This window comes from Sulfurivirga caldicuralii, assembly GCF_900141795.1.
Classification (GTDB): domain Bacteria; phylum Pseudomonadota; class Gammaproteobacteria; order Thiomicrospirales; family Thiomicrospiraceae; genus Sulfurivirga; species Sulfurivirga caldicuralii.
In genome coordinates, this window is sequence record NZ_FSRE01000005.1 from 1 (window position 1) to 20,667 (window position 20,667).

At 59.9% G+C, this 20,667-nt stretch carries 18 protein-coding genes; 10 read left to right on the forward strand and 8 right to left on the reverse strand.

The annotated features are described in order from the left end of the window. From BUQ81_RS08745 to BUQ81_RS08330, 4 genes are all read left to right on the forward strand, one after another. Positions 1–1,819: beta strand repeat-containing protein (locus tag BUQ81_RS08745; protein WP_159432283.1), on the forward strand; the 1,819-nt coding region annotated here is incomplete at its 5' end. A gap of 385 nt (positions 1,820–2,204) precedes the next feature. Then, on the forward strand, positions 2,205–2,399 hold the full coding sequence (locus BUQ81_RS08320; RefSeq protein ID WP_074201952.1) for a transposase: 195 nt from the start codon (positions 2,205–2,207) through the stop codon (positions 2,397–2,399). Positions 2,400–2,428: 29 nt separating this feature from the next. Then, complete coding sequence (locus BUQ81_RS08800) at positions 2,429–2,800, forward strand: transposase (RefSeq protein WP_200770576.1); 372 nt, start codon at positions 2,429–2,431, stop codon at positions 2,798–2,800. Between the two features lie 142 nt (positions 2,801–2,942). Further along, positions 2,943–3,626: a hypothetical protein gene (locus tag BUQ81_RS08330; RefSeq protein ID WP_074201954.1), complete on the forward strand. Its 684-nt coding sequence runs from the start codon at positions 2,943–2,945 to the stop codon at positions 3,624–3,626. Positions 3,627–3,690: 64 nt separating this feature from the next. Here BUQ81_RS08330 and BUQ81_RS08335 read toward each other — a convergent pair whose 3' ends face one another. The 8 genes from BUQ81_RS08335 to BUQ81_RS08370 form a co-directional block, all read right to left on the reverse strand. Then, positions 3,691–4,890: a Calx-beta domain-containing protein gene (locus BUQ81_RS08335; RefSeq protein ID WP_159432284.1), complete on the reverse strand. Its 1,200-nt coding sequence runs from the start codon at positions 4,888–4,890 to the stop codon at positions 3,691–3,693. Between the two features lie 42 nt (positions 4,891–4,932). Further along, the gene (locus BUQ81_RS08340; protein ID WP_074201956.1) at positions 4,933–5,178 is read right to left on the reverse strand and encodes a DUF6447 family protein; all 246 of its coding nucleotides are present in this window, start codon (positions 5,176–5,178) and stop codon (positions 4,933–4,935) included. A 14-nt stretch (positions 5,179–5,192) separates the two neighbouring features. Next, a complete protein-coding gene (gene glf, locus BUQ81_RS08345) occupies positions 5,193–6,305 on the reverse strand; it encodes a UDP-galactopyranose mutase (protein ID WP_074201957.1) in 1,113 nt (370 codons plus the stop codon). Positions 6,306–6,309: 4 nt separating this feature from the next. Next, positions 6,310–7,647 (reverse strand): TolC family outer membrane protein, encoded by a 1,338-nt coding sequence (locus BUQ81_RS08350; RefSeq protein ID WP_074201958.1) that lies wholly within the window; start codon positions 7,645–7,647, stop codon positions 6,310–6,312. 2 nt (positions 7,648–7,649) lie between these two features. Further along, on the reverse strand, positions 7,650–9,152 hold the full coding sequence (locus tag BUQ81_RS08355; RefSeq protein WP_074201959.1) for an HlyD family type I secretion periplasmic adaptor subunit: 1,503 nt from the start codon (positions 9,150–9,152) through the stop codon (positions 7,650–7,652). 11 nt (positions 9,153–9,163) lie between these two features. Further along, positions 9,164–10,888 (reverse strand): type I secretion system permease/ATPase, encoded by a 1,725-nt coding sequence (locus BUQ81_RS08360; RefSeq protein ID WP_074201960.1) that lies wholly within the window; start codon positions 10,886–10,888, stop codon positions 9,164–9,166. A 15-nt stretch (positions 10,889–10,903) separates the two neighbouring features. Next, positions 10,904–11,503 carry a hypothetical protein gene (locus BUQ81_RS08365; protein WP_074201961.1) on the reverse strand — a complete coding sequence of 200 codons (600 nt, stop codon included), beginning with the start codon at positions 11,501–11,503 and terminating at the stop codon, positions 10,904–10,906. Positions 11,504–11,723: 220 nt separating this feature from the next. Then, positions 11,724–12,941: a hypothetical protein gene (locus BUQ81_RS08370; protein ID WP_074201962.1), complete on the reverse strand. Its 1,218-nt coding sequence runs from the start codon at positions 12,939–12,941 to the stop codon at positions 11,724–11,726. 234 nt (positions 12,942–13,175) lie between these two features. On the opposite strand from BUQ81_RS08370, the gene trmA reads away from it, so the two are divergent. From trmA to glmS, 6 genes are all read left to right on the forward strand, one after another. Then, on the forward strand, positions 13,176–14,264 hold the full coding sequence (trmA, locus tag BUQ81_RS08375; RefSeq protein ID WP_074201963.1) for a tRNA (uridine(54)-C5)-methyltransferase TrmA: 1,089 nt from the start codon (positions 13,176–13,178) through the stop codon (positions 14,262–14,264). After that, positions 14,261–15,022 (forward strand): sulfite exporter TauE/SafE family protein, encoded by a 762-nt coding sequence (locus BUQ81_RS08380; protein ID WP_074201964.1) that lies wholly within the window; start codon positions 14,261–14,263, stop codon positions 15,020–15,022. Before trmA ends, BUQ81_RS08380 begins: the two co-directional genes overlap by 4 nt. 144 nt (positions 15,023–15,166) lie before the next feature. Next, on the forward strand, positions 15,167–15,853 hold the full coding sequence (locus BUQ81_RS08385; protein ID WP_234947430.1) for a tRNA 2-thiocytidine biosynthesis TtcA family protein: 687 nt from the start codon (positions 15,167–15,169) through the stop codon (positions 15,851–15,853). Then, positions 15,843–16,745, forward strand: a complete 903-nt coding sequence (locus tag BUQ81_RS08390) for a lysophospholipid acyltransferase family protein (protein ID WP_074201965.1) — start codon at positions 15,843–15,845, stop codon at positions 16,743–16,745. The genes BUQ81_RS08385 and BUQ81_RS08390 overlap by 11 nt, the downstream gene beginning before the upstream one ends. A 42-nt stretch (positions 16,746–16,787) precedes the next feature. Further along, positions 16,788–18,512 (forward strand): TIGR03545 family protein, encoded by a 1,725-nt coding sequence (locus BUQ81_RS08395; protein WP_074201966.1) that lies wholly within the window; start codon positions 16,788–16,790, stop codon positions 18,510–18,512. Between the two features lie 10 nt (positions 18,513–18,522). After that, on the forward strand, positions 18,523–20,379 hold the full coding sequence (gene glmS, locus BUQ81_RS08400) for a glutamine--fructose-6-phosphate transaminase (isomerizing) (RefSeq protein WP_074201967.1): 1,857 nt from the start codon (positions 18,523–18,525) through the stop codon (positions 20,377–20,379). Positions 20,380–20,667 lie beyond the last annotated feature (288 nt).

Below are 20,667 nucleotides of genomic sequence, written 5' to 3' on the forward strand. Positions count from 1 at the left end.
CGTTACACTTGATGCATCAGACAATGCAGCAGAGCTGACTGTTGATCAAGCTAACAGCGTGCGCACGAATGGGACTACGTTCGCTGCCGACGATGCGCTGACTGTGACTGGTGATGGTGATGATCTGGCTGCTCTGAACCATCGCGACTATTCTACGGTTGCACTGGGAGGCGCTAGCGTTACACTTGATGCATCAGACGATGCAGCAACGCTGACTGTTGATCAAGCTGACAGCGTGCGCACGAATGCGACCAAGTTCGCTGCCGACGATGCTCTGACTGTGACTGGTGATGGTGATGATCTGGCTGCTCTGGACCATAGCGACTATTCTACGGTTGCACTGGGAGGCGCTAGCGTTACACTTGATGCATCAGACAATGCAGCAGAGCTGACTGTTGATCAAGCTGACAGCGTGCGCACGAATGGGACCAAGTTCGCTGCCGACGATGATCTGACTGTGACTGGTGATGGTGATGATCTGGCTGCTCTGGACCATAGCCTCTATGCTACGGTTGCACTGGGAGGCGCTAGCGTTACACTTGATGCATCAGACAATGCAGCAGAGCTGACTGTTGATCAAGCTAACAGCGTGCGCACGAATGGGACTACGTTCGCTGCCGACGATGATCTGACTGTGACTGGTGCAGGTAATGATCTGGCTGCTCTGGACCATAGCCTCTATGCTACTGATGAACTGGGAGGCGATAGCGTTACACTTGATGCATCAGACAATAAAGCAACGCTGACTGTTGATCAAGCTGACAGCGTGCGCACGAATGGGACTACGTTCGCTGCCGACGATGATCTGACTGTGACTGGTGCAGGTAATGATCTGGCTGCTCTGAACCATAGCCTCTATGCTACCGATGAACTGGGAGGCGATAGCGTTACACTTGATGCATCAGACAATAAAGCAACGCTGACTGTTGATCAAGCTAACAGCGTGCGCACGAATGAGACCACGTTCGCTGCCGACGATGCGCTGACCTTGGATGGAGAAGGTGATGATCTGGCTGCTCTGAACCATAGCCTCTATGCTACGGATGAACTGGGAGGCGCTAGCGTTACACTTGATGCATCAGACAATAAAGCAACGCTGAGTGTTACGCAAGCTAACAGCGTGCGCACGAATGAGACCACGTTCGCTGCCGACGATGCGCTGACTGTGACTGGTCAAGGTTCTGCGCTGGCTGCTCTGGAGCATAGCGACTATTCTACGGTTGCACTGGGAGGCGCTAGCGTTACACTTGATGCATCAGACAATAAAGCAACGCTGACTATTACGCAAGCTGACAGCTTGCGCACGAACGCGATCAAGTTCGATAGCAGCGACACGCTGACTCTCGATAGTGCCGGCAACTATGGTGACATCTCAGCAATTGGCGGCAATACGATCCTGAACCTGGGTTCTACCGACTCAAACAATGCAGTACAGGTGATACTGGGTACCTCTGGTGTGACGACTGTCAACCTGAACGGCACTGGCAACCATGATGTGACTGCCAATGCTGCTACAGCTGAAACTTTTGTGGTCGATGGAACTCAGGATGGCGGCTTGTTCCTGCGTGGTTTGACTACAGGTGACAAGCTAAACCTGGATGCTCAGATAACTGCAAATTCATCAGATGATGTTCTGAATGGAGTCGCTGTAGAGTCAGCTGCCTATGTAGATGCTGCTGGTGAATGGCATTTTGCCAATGGCATTCTGACGTACGCTGCAGACAACGAACAAGATGGCCAGTACGTTGCTTACACGATTGCTTTGGCTGGTGTTACATCGATCATTGCAGACGGTGCAAACGGCTTTACAGTTGTCTGACCAACCAAAGCCAAGGCTGAAAATCCGTTCCGGAGAATAAAGCCCTAAGCCCCCAGAACACCGGGGGCAAACCCTTCCAACCCCATTCCGTAACAAACGGGATGGGGTTTTTTTTACTAGCGCACTGGCCAATTTCGTGTCCCGACTTGCAATCTGTATGCGCGTTAATCGCCGAAGATAAATTGCTGGAGCCCGCCTATGTCGCACCCGCAGGGCCGATTGCGCCGCTGGACATTCTCAATGGGTATCGCCCCGCCATGTCAAAAGGCAATCTGTTCAGAATAATAGGGGACAGACCACGTTTATTAAGCGGTTTCTGCAAATAAAAGGGGACAGACCATGGTTTCCAGTTAGAATACGCATCCCCCTTGCCGTTGGAGGCCATATGCCGCGCCGCCGACGTGTCGTGTTGCCCAACACGCCATTACACCTGATCCAGCGTGGCAACAACCGCCAGGTTTGCTTTGTGGCGGAAGAGGATTACCGCTTCTATCTCGATTGGCTGAAGGTTTCTGCCGGCCAGGCGGGCTGCCAGGTTTACGCCTACGTATTGAGGACCAACCACGTGCATCTCTGGTGAGCGGCGATCATGCTGAATCGCCAGGAAAGATGATGAAGGCGCTGGGGCAGCGCAATGTGCTCACCCATACTCCAGCTCAACACAAAACGGCCATGACAGAAGGGCTCAAGCGCATCTTCAGAGCGGAGACGGCACAGGAAGCACGACAAAAGGCCTATGCCCTGATAGAGGAGATGGAAAATGCAGCCCCCAAGGCAGTGGCCTGTCTGGAAGAAGGGTTGGAAGACGCCCTGGCGGTGATGGCCTTGCCGAAGAAATACCGCCGACGGCTCAAATTAACGAATGGTGGGAAGCGCAACAGGCTTCCGAGCGAAAGACGGATAAGGTGGTCGGTATTGATCACTGAGACCGGAGCAATGTCAAACCTGCTGAAGGGAATTTACAGCAGATTTGGGGCTTGACCGTTCGTTGGAAAATAACTATAAAGAAATTGTGAAAAGAGCAAGGGCTTGAGCTGGCAGTGCGCTGCATTAAGTCGAGCCGCTCAGCGCCATTCATATGGCGATGGTTTTCCAATCCGCAATTGCCATACAGGAGGGAGTTATGATTGATGTTGAAGGCGTACTTGCGAGGTTGCAGGCGCAGGGATTTGATGAAACTATAGTTCAGACCTATATTCTGGAAAATCAGAATAATCCTACAGTGCTGATGCAGGGGGCCGCTCAGGCGGGATTGAGTAAGGATGAAATCATGACACTGGCGGCGCACTATGGGGTGACAATGAATGTTACGCCGAGTGATTTGCTGGCCTATCTGTCCGTTTTTAACATTTCGCAAAATGATGTGAAGACATTTCTGATGGATCATATCTCATCGCCGCAGGTGGCCTATTCGCTTGCCGCGCAATTCGGCTTTAGTGCAGCGGATGTCGGGGCACTGGCAAGTTACATGGGTCTGGATTATTCAAATACCGATGCCCAAACGGTATTGGCGAACCTGGAGCAGATAGGGATACCGGAAAGCGAGGTGTACAATTACCTGCAGGCCTATTCTTCTACGCCGGATGTGATCTATCTGCAGGCCGCGTCTCTGGGACTGACCCAGGTGCAGGTTAACAACTTAGCGGAAGCGCTGGGGGTAAACCTTGAGGCGGGAACAACGGTGCAGCTTGCAGGCGTGCCCAGCGGCGACAGCGGCGAACACCTTGAGGCGGAAACAACAACAACGGTGCAGCTTGCAGGCGTGGCCTCCTCCGACAGCGGCGACAGTGGCGATATGATGATGTAAGCAGGCGGTTACCAACTTCACGCGGCGCTTTCAAAGTGCCGCTTACCAACTCCTCGCGGCGCTTTCAAAGTGCCGCATCGTTGTCTTGGATGGTGCGCATGCCGATCAATTCTGTAGCACCGTCGGGAAAGGTGCCACCGACAGGGTCGTAGATTTTCAGATAGAAGGTCTCGTTGCTTTCGGGGATGTCGTCGCCGATGATCTCCACCGGGATGGGCACGGCCTGCTCACCGGGATAGAACACCAGGGTTCCTTGGGTGGCGATGTAGTCCTGCCCCGCTGTGGCGGTGCCGTCGAGGGTGGTGTATTTCACTTCAACCGGCTGATCGGCGGTGACGGTGCCGCTGTAGTTCACCAGAAACCATGCGGTGGTGATCTGGCCGGCATTGCCTTCGGTGATGACTGTTTTCACCTGAGCGGGCGCATGGGGGGCATCCGTCCAGCTCTGGCGCAGCGCCTGATCGATAAACTGCTGTTCGTTACTTACACGGGTCCATGCAGCAATTTCACCAAAGGATGCATCGGTACGATAGGGGGTGACATCGGGAGTGATGCCCGCTTTGGCCAGTGAGGTGACGTAGCTGGCCACGCCCGCAATCTGACCGTTGATAAAGGCAGGCCCGCCGCTGTCGCCGGGGGCGATGAGCCCTTCCGCCGCGCCGAGGCCGGTGTTGTACAGGCCCATCAGGCGGCCCAGGGCGTCGTGGGCAACGCTGCCGTCGTCGAAGTCGGCCACCAGCGTCATGTCCCCGTGGGGCGTCCATGCCATGGCGCTCTCAAGCGCATTTTTGAGTTGGGTGGCGGTGGTGTCGAAGGTGTTTTGCGCGTCGTGACGGTAGGGGGTAGACTGGGACATCGCGCCGGTGGTGCCGGTGCCGATATCGCCATAGCCCACCATGGTGAAGGTCTTGCCCAGTTCGTCGTTACTGCGGTAGAGGTGGTAGCGGTCGGCCGCCGCCGGTGCGGGTTGATCGAGAATGATCAGCGCCGCATCGTGCAGAGAATTGGTGGCATCGTAGCTGGGGTCGATGATGACCTGTGTGGCCTTGCGCCATACGACGCCGGCGGCTGTTTCGAAGCGCACTTCGATGTCGCCGCTGGGGGCGTGGCGCACCACATGAGCGGCGGTGAGGATGGCACGGCCGTCGAACAGCAGCGCACCGCTGCCGGCGATGTACTCCTGTCGGTTGGACACATACACCACGCCGTCATAGCGGCTGTCGGTATCGGCATGCAGCTGCAGTTCGCTCCAGCTGGTGCTCATGACCATGCGTCTGTCCTCCCAGCGGCGGAATGTCCGGACTGATTAGAACTGAATGGTGCCGCTGTCTTCCATGGCTGCGGCGGTCTGGGTGTCCGTGGCGTCGGTCTTTTCTAGCTCTGCTTTCAGCGCTTGTGCGTAGGCGTTGCGGGCGGTCAGCACAATGGCAGTTTTCTGCTGCAGCTGGCGCAGTTCGTTCTCGGCCGCCTGCAGCATGCTCAGCTGGGATTTGGCGTTTTCCGGCAGGCTGTCCAGGTCGTATTTCTTGCCGTCGATGTTGATGGTTGCCATGATTGCTTACTCCTTTAGTGTTGTTGTATGAAAGTGTGAACGGTTTTCAGCGCCTGGTCAATGGTCACATCCATGTCCAGATACTGGAATGTGCCCAGCCGCCCGATGAATGTGACCCCTTCGGTTTCCCGGGCCAGCGTCTGGTAGGCTTCAAGCTGCGTCTGACCCTGTGCCAGACGGACCGGATAGTAGGGGATGTCGTTTTCTTCGCAGTGGCGGCTGAACTCGGTATAGATCACGGTGCCCCGGTGGCGATCCTGTTCCCATGGGGCGAAATGCTTGTGTTCGGTAATGCGGGTGTAGGGAATGTTCGCATCCGGATAATTCATGACGGCGATGCCCTGATAGTCCTGTGTATCGGTCAGGATCTGCTTTTCAAAATCGAGCGTGCGGTAAAGCAGCCGCCCGTGGCGGTAGTCAAACCAGGCATCCAGCGGGCCGGAATAGAACACATGCTCGAAGTCCTTCGCCTGCGCTGGCGTGAAGGGATGGTTGAGGTGAACGTGGATGTTGTCATGATCCAGCAACTTTTCAAACAGGGGGGTGTAACCTTCCTTGGGAATGGCGATCCATGGATGGTTGAAGTAGCTGTCGTCGTAGTTGAAGCGCAGCGGCAGCCGCTTGAGAATACTGGCGGGCAGCTGATCCGGCGCCATGCCCCACTGCTTGGTGGTATAGCCTTTGAAAAAGGCTTCGTAGAGGTCCTTACCGACAAACGCCAGTGCCTGTTGTTCGAAGGTTTGCGGGTTTTCCATGGGCTCGGCCAGTGCCTGAATGAAGGCGCGTGCCTCGTCTGGGCGCATGGCCTTGTGAAAGAACTGGTTGATGGTGTGCAGGTTGACCGGCAGGCTGTAGACTTCGCCCTTGACGGTGGCCTTGACGCGGTGCTGATAGGGCACCATCTCGAGAAAGCGGCTGATGTAGGCCCACACATCCGCCTTGTCGGTATGAAAGATATGCGGGCCATAGGTGTGCACCATCACGCCGGTATCGGGGTCGCGCTGGGTATGGCAGTTGCCGCCGATATGGTCGCGGCTTTCAAACACTTCGCATTGGAAGCCGGCGTCTGCCAGTTCATGGGCAATGACGCAGCCGCTCAGGCCGGCGCCGACAATGGCAATGGGCATGGTTCTATTCTCCGTCTGAGTTGAGTTGCAGCAGTTGCGACAGGGCCTGGTTCGCCGGGTAGACCAGCGCATAGAGCTGGCCGATCTGCACCAGCAGGGCGGCGCGAGTGTCCGCCAGCTGGCCGTTGACCTGACTGAGATCCTGCTGGGCGTTGAGCAGGTCGATGGTGTTGCGGGTGCCGGCGGCGAGCCCTTTCTGCGTGGCGGCTACCGCCTGTTCGGCGGAATGGCGCGTCTGCAGCAGCGCGGCCAGCTGGGCGCGCAGGTGCACGATGCGCAGATAACTGTCAGTAAGTGCCTGGTTGAGCTCGCGCAGGCGCGCCTGATAGCGGGCGCGGGTCTGCTGTAGATCGGCTCGCGCTGCGTCCACGCTGGCGCTGACGCCGCCGCCGCTGTAGAGGGGTATGCTCACCTGAATCAGCGCGCTGGTGGTGTCGTACTCGCGCCCGATGGTGGTTTCCGAGTCGCTTTTGTTCTTGCGGCGGCTCAGCGAGACGGTTGCGGTGGGCAGGTGGCCGGCCTGTTGGCGGCTTACCTCCAGCGTGGCGGCGTCGATCTGGGCCTGCATGGCGTGAATTTCTGGATTATGCCGCTGTTGCGTCTTTTTCCAGAAATCGAGAGGATGCTTGAGCACCTGTTCTGCCAGGGTCTCTGCGCGCGGCGGCGGCTGGATGTCGTCGGCCTGCACCGGCTTGCCGGTCAGCAGAGCAAGTTGATTGAGCGCCAGCGCCAGTTCCCCCTGCCGCCTGACCCGTTCGGCGTGTGCCTGATCGCGCTTGGCGCGGGCGTCGTCTATGTCGGTGCGGGTGCCCTGTCCTTGGGCGAAGGCCGCTTCGGCCTGCTTGAGCACCTGCCCGTAACGCGCCTCGTCCTGTTGCGCCACCTTGATCTGTGCCTTGGCGTTGACGATCTGCACATAGGCTTTGATGACGCGGGCGAGCAGGTCGTCCGCTTGCGCCTTGACCCACAGCGCGCTGGAGCGGGCGCTGGCTTCGGCCTTCTTCCAGTCGCGCCAGTCAGCTGGAGCATAGAGGGCCTGTTGGGCATTGAGGCTCCAGTTGAGTGGTTCATATTCGTCATGGCTGTCTGGATAGAGGCCACTCAGGTAGTGGGTGCTGGTCCACTGCTTTCCTGCCGTAAGACTTGCGGAAACCTGCGGCAGCAGGCGGGATTTGGCGATCCGCGCCCGCGCCTGGTCGCCTGCGGCGGCGGCGCGCGCGGCGGCTAGCTGGGCATCGTAGTCCCGTGCCTGTTCAAATGCCTGCTGGAGCGTAAGTGCCTGGCCGGGGACTGTGCTCAGCAGGCCGGCGATAGCGAGGGCGATCCGTGCGGTGCGTTTCATGCTTACTCCTCCGTCAGCGCCATGTGAATGCGGCGCAGCAGCGGGTGGACGATGTATTCCAGCAGGGTGCGTTCGCCGGTCTTGATCACCACTGAGGCGGGCATGCCTGGCATCAGCGGCTTGTCTGCGCCCAGTTCATTGCGACCTTTTTCAGTTAGGACCACATAGGCGATGTAGTAGGGTGGCGTGTTGGTATCCTTGGTTTTGATCAGGTCGGCTGATACGGAGACCACCTCGCCTTCAATGGCAACCGGGGCATCAATGGCATAGTTCTGCAGCTGCACATCCGCTTTCTGACCCGGTTTGACCCGGTCGATCATGTTGGAGGGCACATGCACTTCAATTACTAGCGGCGCACCTCCGGGGATAATCTCCATCAGCGGCTCGCCGGGGCGTATGGCGCTGCCGATGGTATGCACATTCAGCGCATTGATGCGGCCACTGACCGGTGCACGAATGACCATGGCGTCCAGTTTGTCTTTTGCGGCCAGCAGTTTTTCCCGCAGCACGGCTAATTTCTGGCTGGTTTCTGCCAGTTGGGTGGCCACTTCCTTGCGCGCCTGCTCGATTTCGTTTTGCGCGTTCAGGTGGGCATTTCGCGCCTGATCCTCGGCGCGGGCAATGGCATTACGCAGTTCCAGTGCGCGGCGCTGCAGCTCCAGATACTTGTCCCTGGCCACATAGCCTTCATCCGCCAGAGACTTCATGCCCTTGAGCTGCTCCTCCACCAGCTTGAGCTGTTCCCGCTTGCTCTCTGCATCAGCCTTGGCGCTGTACTCGGTCTGGCGATATACGTTCAGCTTGGCCTGCATGGCCGCGCGGCGGCTGGCGAACAGGGCCTGCTGATGGGCCATCTGCAGGTCGGCCTCCCCTTGTGCGCCGTATTGCTTGAGCTCCTCCGGAAAGTCGATATGGTCCAGACCTTTTTGCTCTGCTTCCAGCCGGGACTTTTCCGCCAGTGCGGCCACATACTGCTTGAGCAGGCTGTCGTAGTCGGCGCGGGCCTGGGTGTCGTCCAGCTCGATGAGCACCTCGCCCTGCTTGACCGGCTGCAGGTCCTGCACATGGATGGCCTTGACGGTACCGCCATAAAGGTGGGAAATCACCTTGGGCTTGCCCTTGACGATGACGGTGCCCGGCGCCGGCACGCCGGCGTCCAGCGGCATGGTGGCGGCCCAGAAAGCAAAGCCGCCGAAGAGGATGAGCAGCATCAGCAGGCCGATGCGCATGAAGCGGTGCGCTTCCCTGGGCAGGTGGTGTTCGGCCTGGGTCACATGCTCAGGCTCATCCTCCACCTTGCGGGCCTTGGGAAGCTTGTCCTGGGTGTCCGGCAGAGGGGGGGACGCCTGATTTTTTTCCGCGCCGGTTTTCGTTTCCACTTCCGCCTCGTGGGGGGCGTTTTCCGCCCCTGGCGCGGCGCCTTGCGTCTCGGCTGCGGTGTTTTCTGCCTGCTTTGCGGGGGTGTCTGGCTGTGTTGTGGGGTTGAGCGCGCTGTTTTTCTGCATGGTTCTGATCCTTATGCGCTTTTTTGAGAGGTCTGTTGCTGCTGTTGCTGCAGGGCCTGCAGCACCTGTTCGCGCGGACCGAAGGCCTGGCTGACGCCGTCGCGGATCACCAGAATGTTGTCCACCACCTTGAGGATGTTGGTGCGGTGGGTGATGACCACCACGGTGCGGTTCTGTTCTTTCAGGTGCTGCAGGGCGGTCAATAGGGCGCGTTCGCCGGCATCGTCCAGGTTGGAGTTGGGCTCATCCAGCACGATGATGCGGGCATCGCCGTAGATGGCGCGGGCAAGCGCGATGCGCTGGCGCTGACCGCCGGAGAGGGCGGCGCCGCCGGGGCCGATGGGGGTGTCGTAGCCCTTGGGGAAGTGCAGGATCATCTCGTGCACGCCCGCAAGCTGGGCTGCCTCCACGACCTTGCCCGGGTCGATCTCGCCAAAGCGGGCGATGTTTTCAGCGATGGTGCCGTCGAAAAGTTCGATATCCTGCGGCAGGTAGCCGAGGTAGGGACCGAGTTCTGACTTGTCCCATTGCGCTACATCGGCGCCGTCGATGCGCACCTTGCCGCCGTGGGAGGGCCATACGCCCACCAGCAGGCGCGCCAGGGTGGATTTGCCTGAGCCGGAGGGGCCGATAATGGCGGTAATGGTGCCGGGCGCGAAGCCGCAGTTGACGCCGCGCAGAATGGGGACCTGTCCACCGGGGGGCACCGCCACCACATTTTCCACCTTGACCAGTCCTTTTGGTGCGGGCAAGGGCATCTGCTCGGGCTTTTTCGGGAACTGAGCCAGCAGCTTTTTCAGGCGGTGGTAGGCCAGGCGCGCCTGGGTGAAGCCTTTCCAGTTGGCGATCAGCTGATCCAGTGGCGCCAGTGCGCGGCCCATCAGGATGGAGCCGACGATCATTTCGCCGGGAGTGATCTGATTGCGGATGGCTAGATAGGCGCCCAGGCCGAGAATCAGGGACTGGGAGGTGAGGCGGACGAATTTGGTGAGACTGGTAATGAAGCCGGCCTTGTCGCTGGCACGCGCCTGTTCCACCAAATGTTTGGCATGCAGATGCTTCCAGCGGGCGCGCAGGGCATCCAGCATGCCCATGGCCTCAATCACCTCGGCATTGCTCAGGTTGTTGTGGGCGAAGTTGGTGGCCTGATTGGCCAGTCTGTTCGCCTCGGCAAGGGGCTTTTTAGTGCTCACTTCGTTCCAGATGGTCAGCGCCACCAGAATGAGTGCGGCTGCGATGGAGAACCAGCCCAGCCACGGATGCAGCACGAAGATAACGGCGATGTAGATGGGGAACCAGGGGGCATCGAAAAAGGCGAATGGCCCGTTGCCGGTCATGAACTGGCGCAGTTGGGTCAGGTCGCTCAGCGCCTGGCGGGCATTGGCACCGCCGCGGCGCAGGGTGGCCTCGAAGGCGGCATCGAACACGCGGCTGTTGAGTTTGGCCTCGATGGCGGCACCCACCCGCACCAGCACCCGCGAGCGCACAAATTCCAGCAGCGCCATCAGTAAAAACAGCCCCACCACCAGAATGGTCAGGGCGATGAGCGTCATGTCGTTGCGGCTGGCCAGCACGCGGTCGTACACCTGCAGCATGTACAGGGGGCCGGTGAGCATCAGCAGGTTGATGAAGAAGGAGAAAATGCCCACCCCCCAGAAGTAGCGTTTCATGGAGAGCAGGATTTCGGCCAGCTCGGAGCGGGCGTCGTTTGGATTGGCAGGATTGGGTTGTGTCATGGTAAGTCCTTCACCTTATACCGCTTGAATACGGGGTTGTGAGTCGACATTGAGATAGAGGGTGTGGTCGTGCACTTCCGGCAGAAGATGCCCTGGCATGCTGCGGTCCTTGGCTTCCAGATAGAACGACAGCTGATAGCGTGAACCGTCGCCGTGGAGGATGGCTTCCTTCACTTGACCTGCGCGCAGGGTGTCGATCACATCCTCAGAGACATCCAGCTGAAACTGCAGCCGCCCTTCAAGAGTATAGAGCGAGAGGGCGTTTGGTTTGAGTGTCAGGGTGTGGCGATCGAAGAATACCGGTGCGGTTGGGGAGAAGCGCAGAATGGGCTGCGTGTCATCCGGGAGCCGCAGCGCCACCTTGACCTTTTGTGCCTGCTTGTAGCCCCGCGCCACCGCGTAGATGGCGTTGCAGGCCAGCTGCGCGCCCAGATCGGGAAACTGGCTGCGTATTGTTTCATAGGCGAGATGGTGCAGCGCGACCCGTGCTGTGACCTGGTGCCGATGGGCGATGTCCGCCACCGCATTGCACGCTTGTGCAAAGCGCTGCTGCAGCTGCTGCAGAAAGTGTGCCTGTGCGGGCGTCAGGTTGAGCGGGCAGTGAATAATTTTCATATATGAAGTTTTTCATATGTCCTTTGTCGAGGCGCGTATTATGCGGGCAGATGTTCGTTTGCTGTGTGATATATGACACATTGCGCTGAAAGTGCGTTCTTTGCAAGACGGTGTCAGGGGCATGTCTGTGCGCTGGCCGGGGTCGTGAGCAGGTGTCTCACCTTTGCCTTTTATACTACAGGTGCTGTTCGGCTGATTGTGTAGCCTATTCAAGGGGAGGCTAACGGGCGAGCGCAGAAGGCATTGTCTCTTTTTGCGCTTTCCAAGGAGTGTGCTTAAGGGTTGGCGTGCCGGTCAGGATCGGCTCGCCTTCCCGCGCCACGTTTTTGAGGGCGTTCATGAGGTGTAGCGAGTAGTCCAGCGGCACGCGGCCGGGTTCAAAGGGCTCGTCCGGCTTGATGTTGCGGAACCAGTGCAGCTTGATGTGATCCGGCGCCTTGGGTGACGGCGTCAGGCTGGATGGCGGCGGCCAGCTGGCGGTGGCGTGGCAGCTGAGGCAGGCCGAGCCACGTTTGTCCGTAGGGCCGTTGAGCCGCCCGGCCCAGCCGAGCCGTGCTAAGGCATAGGCGGGTGCATCGTTGAAAATGACGGTTTCACGCAGTGTCCTTCCGGCCTGAATGTCGGCAGGGGTGATGCCCGGATCGTTGCCCCACTGTATGCCCACTGGTGTAAAGCGTTGCCATGGATCGGCTGCGTTTTTGTTGCGGTCGTACACGAATGTCGTCATTACCCATGAGGTGGTGTCGCTGACCTGTTCGTCGCGCACGGCAATGTCGATCTGGATCAGCCGCACCGGGCGCAGGCACTTTTGCCCATCGCGCCTGATGGTGCAGTTGATATGTGCCTGCCAGGTGGGGGCGCCCTTGAGCATGGGCAGCTGCGTGTCGTCGCCGGTGACGAAGATGTATTTGGCCACCAGGGTGCCGGGCGGCATTTCTGCATAGCGCAGGTCTGGCTGCCCGGATTGCCACAGGCGTCCCTGCTGCCAGGCCATGGTGGCGTTGAAAAAGGTCAGCTCCCACTTCTGCTGAGGCGCTGTCTGGTTCGGGCTCAGGTCGAAGGGTTGAATATCTGCCTGCCGGCTCAGACCATGGGTGGCTTCCCGCGCACGACGGCCCGTGTGATGCCAGGGCATGTGATACCACCTGTGCACGCGGTTTTGCCCCGGAATGTAATCGGCTTGCTTCATGCCGGCCATGAGATAACGCCACAGCGCAGCCACGTATTCCCGTGGCTGCTTGCGTACATCAATGCTTTCCCACGGGGCATCCTTGGGCGGCTGCTTGTTGGGATAGTCCATGTTGCGCTGGAAAACGGGTCCCGTGTAGGTGGGCGGCAGCGCATCTGCAATGGGCGGGAACTTGTCGGGTGCGCACCAGGCTCCACCAGCAATCAGGGCCGTGCTCAGCAGAAGGGTTGGTAGAGGCCGGATGCGCATGGGTCGTTTGCTGTCTAAAGTGATGAGGGGCTTTGATTCCGCCGTGGGTAAAGCAGCGGGCAGTCAGGCAGTAGTATGCCCGATACGGGCGGGTAAATCGAGCCGCTGGATGATACTTTCAGATTTCAGACCATGGCCCAGGGGTGAAGGCGGTGCCAGGCACGGCCCCGCTGAAGCGGAAAGTGATGCGGTGCCAGCGTATAATGACGCGTTTATGGGTGAAGAGAGGGTGTCATGCAGCTGTGTCAGGCGAATCCGGCGCTGTATGAAGCGCAACTGGCAGACAAGCAGGCGCGCCTGAGCGCGCTTTTGGGCGTGGCGCCCACGGACGTGCGCGTTTTTCCTTCGCCGCTCGCGCACTTTCGTCAACGCATCGAGTTTCGCGTCTGGCACGAGGGGGATGACAGCTACTATGTGATGTTCCCGCCGGGCGATCCGAAAAACCCGCAGCGCATCGATACCTGCACCATTGCCGCAGAACCCATCGCCGAGCTGATGGAGCCCTTGCGTCAGGTGATTCTCATGGAGCTGCTCCTGCGCCGCAAGCTGTATCAGGTGGATTTTCTCTCCACCCTCAGCGGCGAGATGCTGGTGACGCTGATCTACCACAAGCCGCTGGATGAGGAGTGGATCGCCTGCGCCGAAGTGCTGAAGGCGCATCTGCCCATCGACAGCATCATTGGCCGCAGCCGCAAGCAGAAGATTCTGCTGGAGCGCGACTATGTGGTGGAGCGGCTGGAGGTGGACGGCCATACTTTCACCTACCAGCAGATTGAAAATAGTTTCTCCCAGCCCAACGCGCAGGTGGCGCGGCAGATGCTGGGCTGGGCGCGGCGCTGTGCCGAACAGGTTGAAGCGGGCGATTTGCTGGAGCTGTATGGCGGCAATGGGCATTTCTCCATCGCGCTGGCAGAATACTTTCCCAGGGTGCTGATGACGGAGATTTCCGGCGCCTCGATTCGCTCGGCGCGCTGGAATCTGGCCGCCAACCGGGTAGAAAATATCGCGGTGGTGAAGGCATCTGCCGAGCAGGTGAGCGAGGCTTTGCATCAGAATGCGGCGACCTTGAAGCAGGTGCCGCTGCGGGATTACCACTTCTCCACCCTGCTGGTGGACCCGCCCCGTGCCGGGCTGGATGAATTGACGCGGGCGCTGGCAGCACGCTTCGAGCATGTCATCTACATATCCTGCAATCCAGAGACGCTGGCACGGGATCTGGTTACCCTGCGCCAAAGCCACGAAGTGGTGGATGTGGCCCTGTTCGACCAGTTTCCCTATACGCATCACATTGAATCCGGTGTTTTTCTGAGGAGAAAGGCATGAGTCTGTTTACCTGGATTGGTGCACTGGCCATTGGCCTGAGTCTGGGTCTGCTGGGCTCCGGCGGCTCCATTCTGACTGTGCCGGTGCTGGTTTATTTGGTGGGCCAGGATCCCAAGGTGGCCATCGCCGGCTCGCTGATGATCGTCGGGTTGATTTCCCTCTTTTCCGCGCTGCCCTACTGGCGCAAGAAGCTTATCTCGTGGCGCACGCTGGCGTGGTTCGCACCCCCGGGCATGGCGGGTGCCGTGGCCGGTGCGTGGGCGGCGCATTTCGTGTCTGCACAGTTGCAGATGCTAATCTTCGCCGCGCTGATGCTGTCGGCGGCCTATCTGATGTGGAAACCGCTGAAGCTGAACGATGAGGCGCCCCATGAACCGCGGGCGTGGTGGAAGATCATTATCGACGGCTTTGTGGTGGGCGCGGTCACCGGCATGGTGGGCGTAGGCGGCGGCTTTCTCATTATCCCCGCGCTGGTGCTGTTGGGCGGGCTGCCCATGCGTCTGGCCGTGGGGACCTCGCTGGTGATCATCGCCCTCAAGTCGTTTGCCGGCTTCTGGGAATACCTGCATGTGCTCGAAAGCCTGCATCTTTCCGTGGACTGGACAGTGATCTGGCTGATTTCAGCCGTGGGCATCGCCGGCGGCTGGCTGGGGCACCACATCAGCCACAAAATGAATCAGGCCACGCTGCGACGCGTATTTGCCGTGTTCCTGGTGTTCATGGGGGCCTTTATCATCTACAAGAACTGGCCTTTTTAGCCCATGGGCGGCACAATGAAACCCCTCGAAAAAACCGTTTGTGAAAAAGTCGGGGACCCCCCTTTGCACGACGCCGATTTCACCCCGCCCAAACCGCCCAAGGCGATTCTCAAGCCGGTGGGGCGGGCCATTGCGCAGTTCGGGATGATCCGCGAGGGCGACCGCATTCTGCTGGGACTGTCCGGCGGCAAGGATTCGCTCACACTGCTGGCGGTGCTCAAGCATCTGCAGCGCCACGCGCCGGTGAAGTTTGAGCTGGCGGCCTGCACCGTGGACCCGGAAATTCCCGGCTTTGACCCTTCGCCCCTCAAGGACTATCTGGCCAAACTGGGCGTGCCCTATTTCTACCACGGCGAGGATTTTATTGCCCAGGCCGAACAGCAGATGAAGGGGGATTCCTTCTGCAGCTTCTGTGCACGCAAGAAGCGCGGCATTCTCTACACCGTCTGCCGACGCGAAGGCTACAACGTGCTGGCGCTGGCGCAGCATCTGGACGATCTGGCAGAAAGCTTTCTCATGAGCGCCTTTCATTCCGGCGACCTGCGCACCATGAAGGCCCACTATCTCAACAACGAGGGCGATATCCGCATTATTCGCCCGCTGGTGCGCGTGCGCGAGAACCAGTGCCGTGCCTTCGCTGAACAGGCAAACCTGCCCGTCATTCCCGACAACTGCCCTGCCTGCTACAGCAAGCCCACCGAGCGCGAGCACTTCAAGCAGCTGCTGCATGCCGAAGAGCAGCGCAATCCCCACCTGTTCGCCAACCTGTGGCGTGCCATGCAGCCGCTGATTGCGGACGACAATCAGGGAGGCCGACTCCTTGGCGGTTAAAGCGTGGCAGGATCGGCTGGTCAGCGGCCTGTTTCTGCGCACGGCCCGCTGGCTGGCGCGCAGGGATCTGGCCGCAGTGCATCGCTTCGGCGAACGATTGGGTGCGCTGCTCAATGCCGTGCCCAATGAGGCGCGCGCCATTACCGAGCGCAATCTGAGCTGGGTCAACCCGCAACTGGAGCAGCCGATCTCCACCCGCGAAGCGCTCATTGAACTGGGCAGGACCGCGGCAGAATTCGGCCCCATGTGGCAGTGGGAGGCAGCCCGGATGGAGCCTCTCATCGTGGACATTCAGGGGCAGGCGCACATGGATGTCGCATTGGCGGCAGGGAAGGGTGTGCTGCTGCTGGCGCCGCATCTGGGCAATTGGGAGCTGCTGGGCTGGTATCTGGGCAGACACTATCCCACCACCTCCATGTACGAGCCCCCCTATTTTTCTGGCATCGATGGTTTCATGCGCGCCGGGCGCGAGCGCAGCGGTGCCAGGCTGGTGCCGACCGATGTCACCGGCGTGCGCGCGCTGTTGCGGGCATTGAAGCGCAATGAGATCGCCGCCATTTTGCCCGATCAGGCACCGGACAGCGGCTATGTGTTTGCCGACTTTTTCGGCCGCCCGGCACGCACCATGACGCTGGCGCACAAGCTGGTGCAGCGCAGTGGTGCCACCACTATCATGGCCTTCATGGAGCGCCTGCCGGATGCGCAGGGCTATCGGCTGCACTATCTGCCCGGACCGGATCTGACCCATGGCAAGCCGCATGTGGCGGCACGGGCATTGAACGAAGCGGTGGAGCGTTGCGTGCGACTTGCGCCGTCGCAGTATCAGTGGAGCTACAAGCGCTGGCGCAAGCCGCCAGCGGATGTGCCCGATCTGTATGCATCTCGAGCATAATAAGGCGGCAGATATAAACGACTTGGATCAGAGGAGTGGGACATGAACAGGCAACAGGGCAGCGCCCTTAAGATTTTTCTCATCGTGCTGGCCATTGTGGCCGCGGTGGTGGTCATCGGCGTCAAGCTGATCGCACCGCCCATCGTCAAGCAGAAGATCGAGCAGGAAGGCAGCAGGAACTGGGGCGCGGAGGTGAATGTGGCTGATGTGGACATTCACCTGTTCCCCATCGCAGCCACGGTTTCAGGCATTGAGCTGACCAACCCGGAAAAGCCACAGGAAAACCTGGCCACCATCGCAAGCGTGTATGGCGATCCCGATATCATCGCCACTCTCCAGCATGACATGAAGCCCATTCTGGAACGGGTGGATGTCCATGGCGTGAAGCTCCATCAACCGCGCAAGACCCCCGGCAAGGTCACCCAAAAGCCCGATCAGCTGGTAATCAAGACCAAGGCATTGGCGGCGCAGGGGTTGCCCGACTTTGACCATCTGAAGGTGCCCGATGCGCAGACCATTCTGAAAAACGAGAAGCTGCAGACGCTGGAGCAGGCGGAAAAGCTCAAGCAGCAGATTGCGGACCTGCAGAAACAGTGGCAGAGCATTCAGAAAAGCCTGCCGTCCGCCGACGTGATCAAGCAGTATCAGCAGAAGCTGGGTAGCCTGCAGAAGGGCGGCCTCAATCCGCAGGCGCTGCAGGAGATTCAGGCCATCAAGGCGGACATCGAAAAGCAGAAGCAGAAACTGGAGCAGGCGAAAAAGCTGCTTGCCCAGGTGAACGACCTGAAACGACAGCTGGCGCAGTTGAAGTCACTGCCGCAGAAGGATCTCCGCCGTCTGCAGCAGAAATACAGCTTTAATATTACCGGGGCCAGCAATCTGGTGCAGACCCTCATTGGCGGCACGCTGGCGCAATATCTGCAGGTGGGCGCCGGCTGGGCGCAGCGTCTGAAGGCGAGGACGGCGCACAAGCCCGACCAGGGGCCCAGTCCGGCGCAGGACGTGCTGGTGCGCCTGTTTACACTGGATGGTCAGCTGCCCAGCGGCCAGCTGCAGGCCCGTGCCGACAATGTCACCCTCAATCAGGCACTCTATGGCGTGACCACCGGTTATGAGGTGGATTTCCGTCACAAAGCAGCCGACAAGCCGGTGGTGGTCAAGGGTGTGCTTGACCTGCAGAATCCGTCGCTGGCCCAGCTCAAGGCTTTGCTCGAGGGTGTCGACATTCGTTTCAGCGACCTGAAGCTGTTTGAGTCGCCCACGCTGGCGCTGGCGATGAAGCAGGCGGCGGCCTCCATCAACGGCAAGGTTGATGTAATCTCCTGGGAGAAGATTCAGGGCGAAGTGGGCGCGCACTTTGAGCAGGTGTCCATGGATCTGCTCAAGGCGCAGTCGCCCGAAGTGCAGCGCTATCTCAAGCCGGTACTGCAAAGTCTGAAGGCGTTTGATATCAGGGTGGCGGTGTCCGGCAGTCTGACCGCGCCGAAAATTCAGGTGAAGACGGATCTGGACAAGTATGCCAGCAAGGCATTGCAGGCGGTGCTGCAGAGCGAGTTCAAGGCGGTGCAGGCCCAGTTGAAGGATGAGCTGATGAAGCGGGCGCTGGGCGAAAATCAGCAGCTGATGCAGCAATTGCAGCCATTGCTAGGCGCGCAGGGGCAGGTGGCCGATCTGGACAAGCAGCTGGACAGTCTGTTGAAGACCCAGCTCAAGCAGAAACTGCCAGGTGGCGTGAACCTGCCGGGTGGCATCAAGCTGCCTTTCTGAGGGGGTAATCATGTGTGGAATTGTAGGCGGCATCGCCGAGCGCAATGTGGTGCCCATTTTGCTGGAAGGGCTGCGGCGGCTGGAATACCGTGGCTATGACTCGGCGGGCTTGGCGGTTATTGATGCTCAGGGTCGGATTGCACGCCGCCGCGCCGTGGGCAAGATTGCCGCGCTGGAAGAGAAGCTCCAGGCGGAGCCGCTCTCGGGTCAGATTGGCATTGCCCACACCCGCTGGGCGACCCACGGGGTGCCCGCTGAGCAGAATGCCCACCCGCACGTGTGCAACCAGCGGGTGGCCGTGGTGCACAACGGCATTATCGAAAACTATCAGACCCTGCGCGAACAGCAGCGCGCGGCCGGGTATCGCTTTACCTCCGATACGGACACCGAAGTCATCGCGCACGCTGTGGATGCGGCGCTGAGCGCGCATGGGGGGGATCTCAAGGCGGCCGTGCAGGCGGTTACGCGTGAACTGGAAGGCGCCTATGCGCTGGGTGTCATCGCCAACGATGACCCCGAAACGCTGGTGGCGGTGCGGTGCGGCAGTCCACTGGTCATCGGCGTGGGCATCGGCGAATACTTCATTGCCTCCGATGTCTCTGCGTTGCTGCCGGTGACGCAGGAATTCATATTTCTCGACGATGGAGACCTTGCGGTATTGCGCCGTGATGCACTCGCTATCTACGATGCCGCCGGCGCTCAGGTGGAGCGGCCGGTCAAGGCTTCTTCCCTGTCGCTGTGCGCCGTGGAGCTGGATGGGCATCGCCACTTCATGCACAAGGAGATTCACGAGCAGCCGCAGGCAGTGAGCGATACGCTGGAGGGACGCATTGCCGGTGATCAGGTGCTGGTGGAAGCGTTTGGCCCCGAGGCGCGCAGCGTGTTTGCCGAGGTGGAGCGGGTGCAGATCGTAGCCTGCGGTACCAGCTATCATGCCGGCCTCACTGCCCGCTACTGGCTGGAAGATATCCTGCGCTTGCCCTGTGGGGCCGAAGTGGCCAGCGAATTCCGCTACCGCAACCCGGTGCTGCAGGACAATACCCTGTTTGTGTTTATCAGTCAGTCGGGGGAGACGGCGGACACGCTGGCGGCTATGGAGCAGGTTCGTGCGGAACGGGACAGCCAGGGACTCAATTTGCCCATGCTGGCCATCTGTAATGTGCCGGAATCCAGTTTGACCCGTGGCGCGGACCTGACCCTGCTCACTCATGCCGGGCCGGAAATCGGCGTGGCCTCCACCAAGGCGTTTACTACCCAGCTGGTGGCACTGGCCCTATTGCTGGTTTCGCTGGGCAAAGTGCAGCAGCGGTTGTCACCCGAACGGGAAGCCCGCATCGTAGCCGGACTCAAAAAGCTGCCCCGCCTGATCGAAGGGGCGCTGGTGCATGAGCCGCAGCTGGAAGCGCTGGCGCGGATATTTGTGGACAAACACAATGCGCTGTTTCTTGGGCGCGGCACCCATTATCCCATCGCCATGGAAGGGGCCCTGAAGCTCAAGGAGATCAGCTATATTCATGCCGAGGCCTATCCGGCTGGCGAGCTCAAGCACGGCCCGCTGGCACTGGTAGATGAAAATCTGCCCATCGTGGCGGTTGCGCCGGCCGATGACCTGCTGGAGAAGCTGAAGTCCAACCTGCAGGAGGTGCGCGCCCGCGGCGGGCGCATGATTATCATTGCCGACGAGCGTGCCGGCATTGCGTCGGAGCCGGGTCTCGAGGTGGTGCCGGCGGCGACCCACGTGGGGCGCATTACCGCCCCCATTACCCTGAACATTCCGCTGCAGCTGCTGGCCTACCATGTGGCGGTGCTGCGCGGCACCGATGTGGACAGACCGCGCAATCTGGCCAAGTCGGTGACGGTGGAGTAGTTACAGCGTGTGCTGGCTGCTTTCCAAGGACTGGCTGATTTATCGCGCCAGATGCTCGCTAAAACTGTCGGCTGACCTGAGTCAGCCGTGGTATGGGGTAGGGCGCTCTATTCCACGTCTTCCACGCCCTTTTCCTTCTTCACATTGGCACCCTCCTCCTGAATGGCGATGCCGGGCTGATGTGGGCGCGAGTGGGCTGCTGCGGTGCGCTGTCCCGCGCTGACGGTGCGGCCCCCTTCACGGATCGCGGGGGTGTGCCATGTTGCGAGGATTCCTGCTTGCCGACCA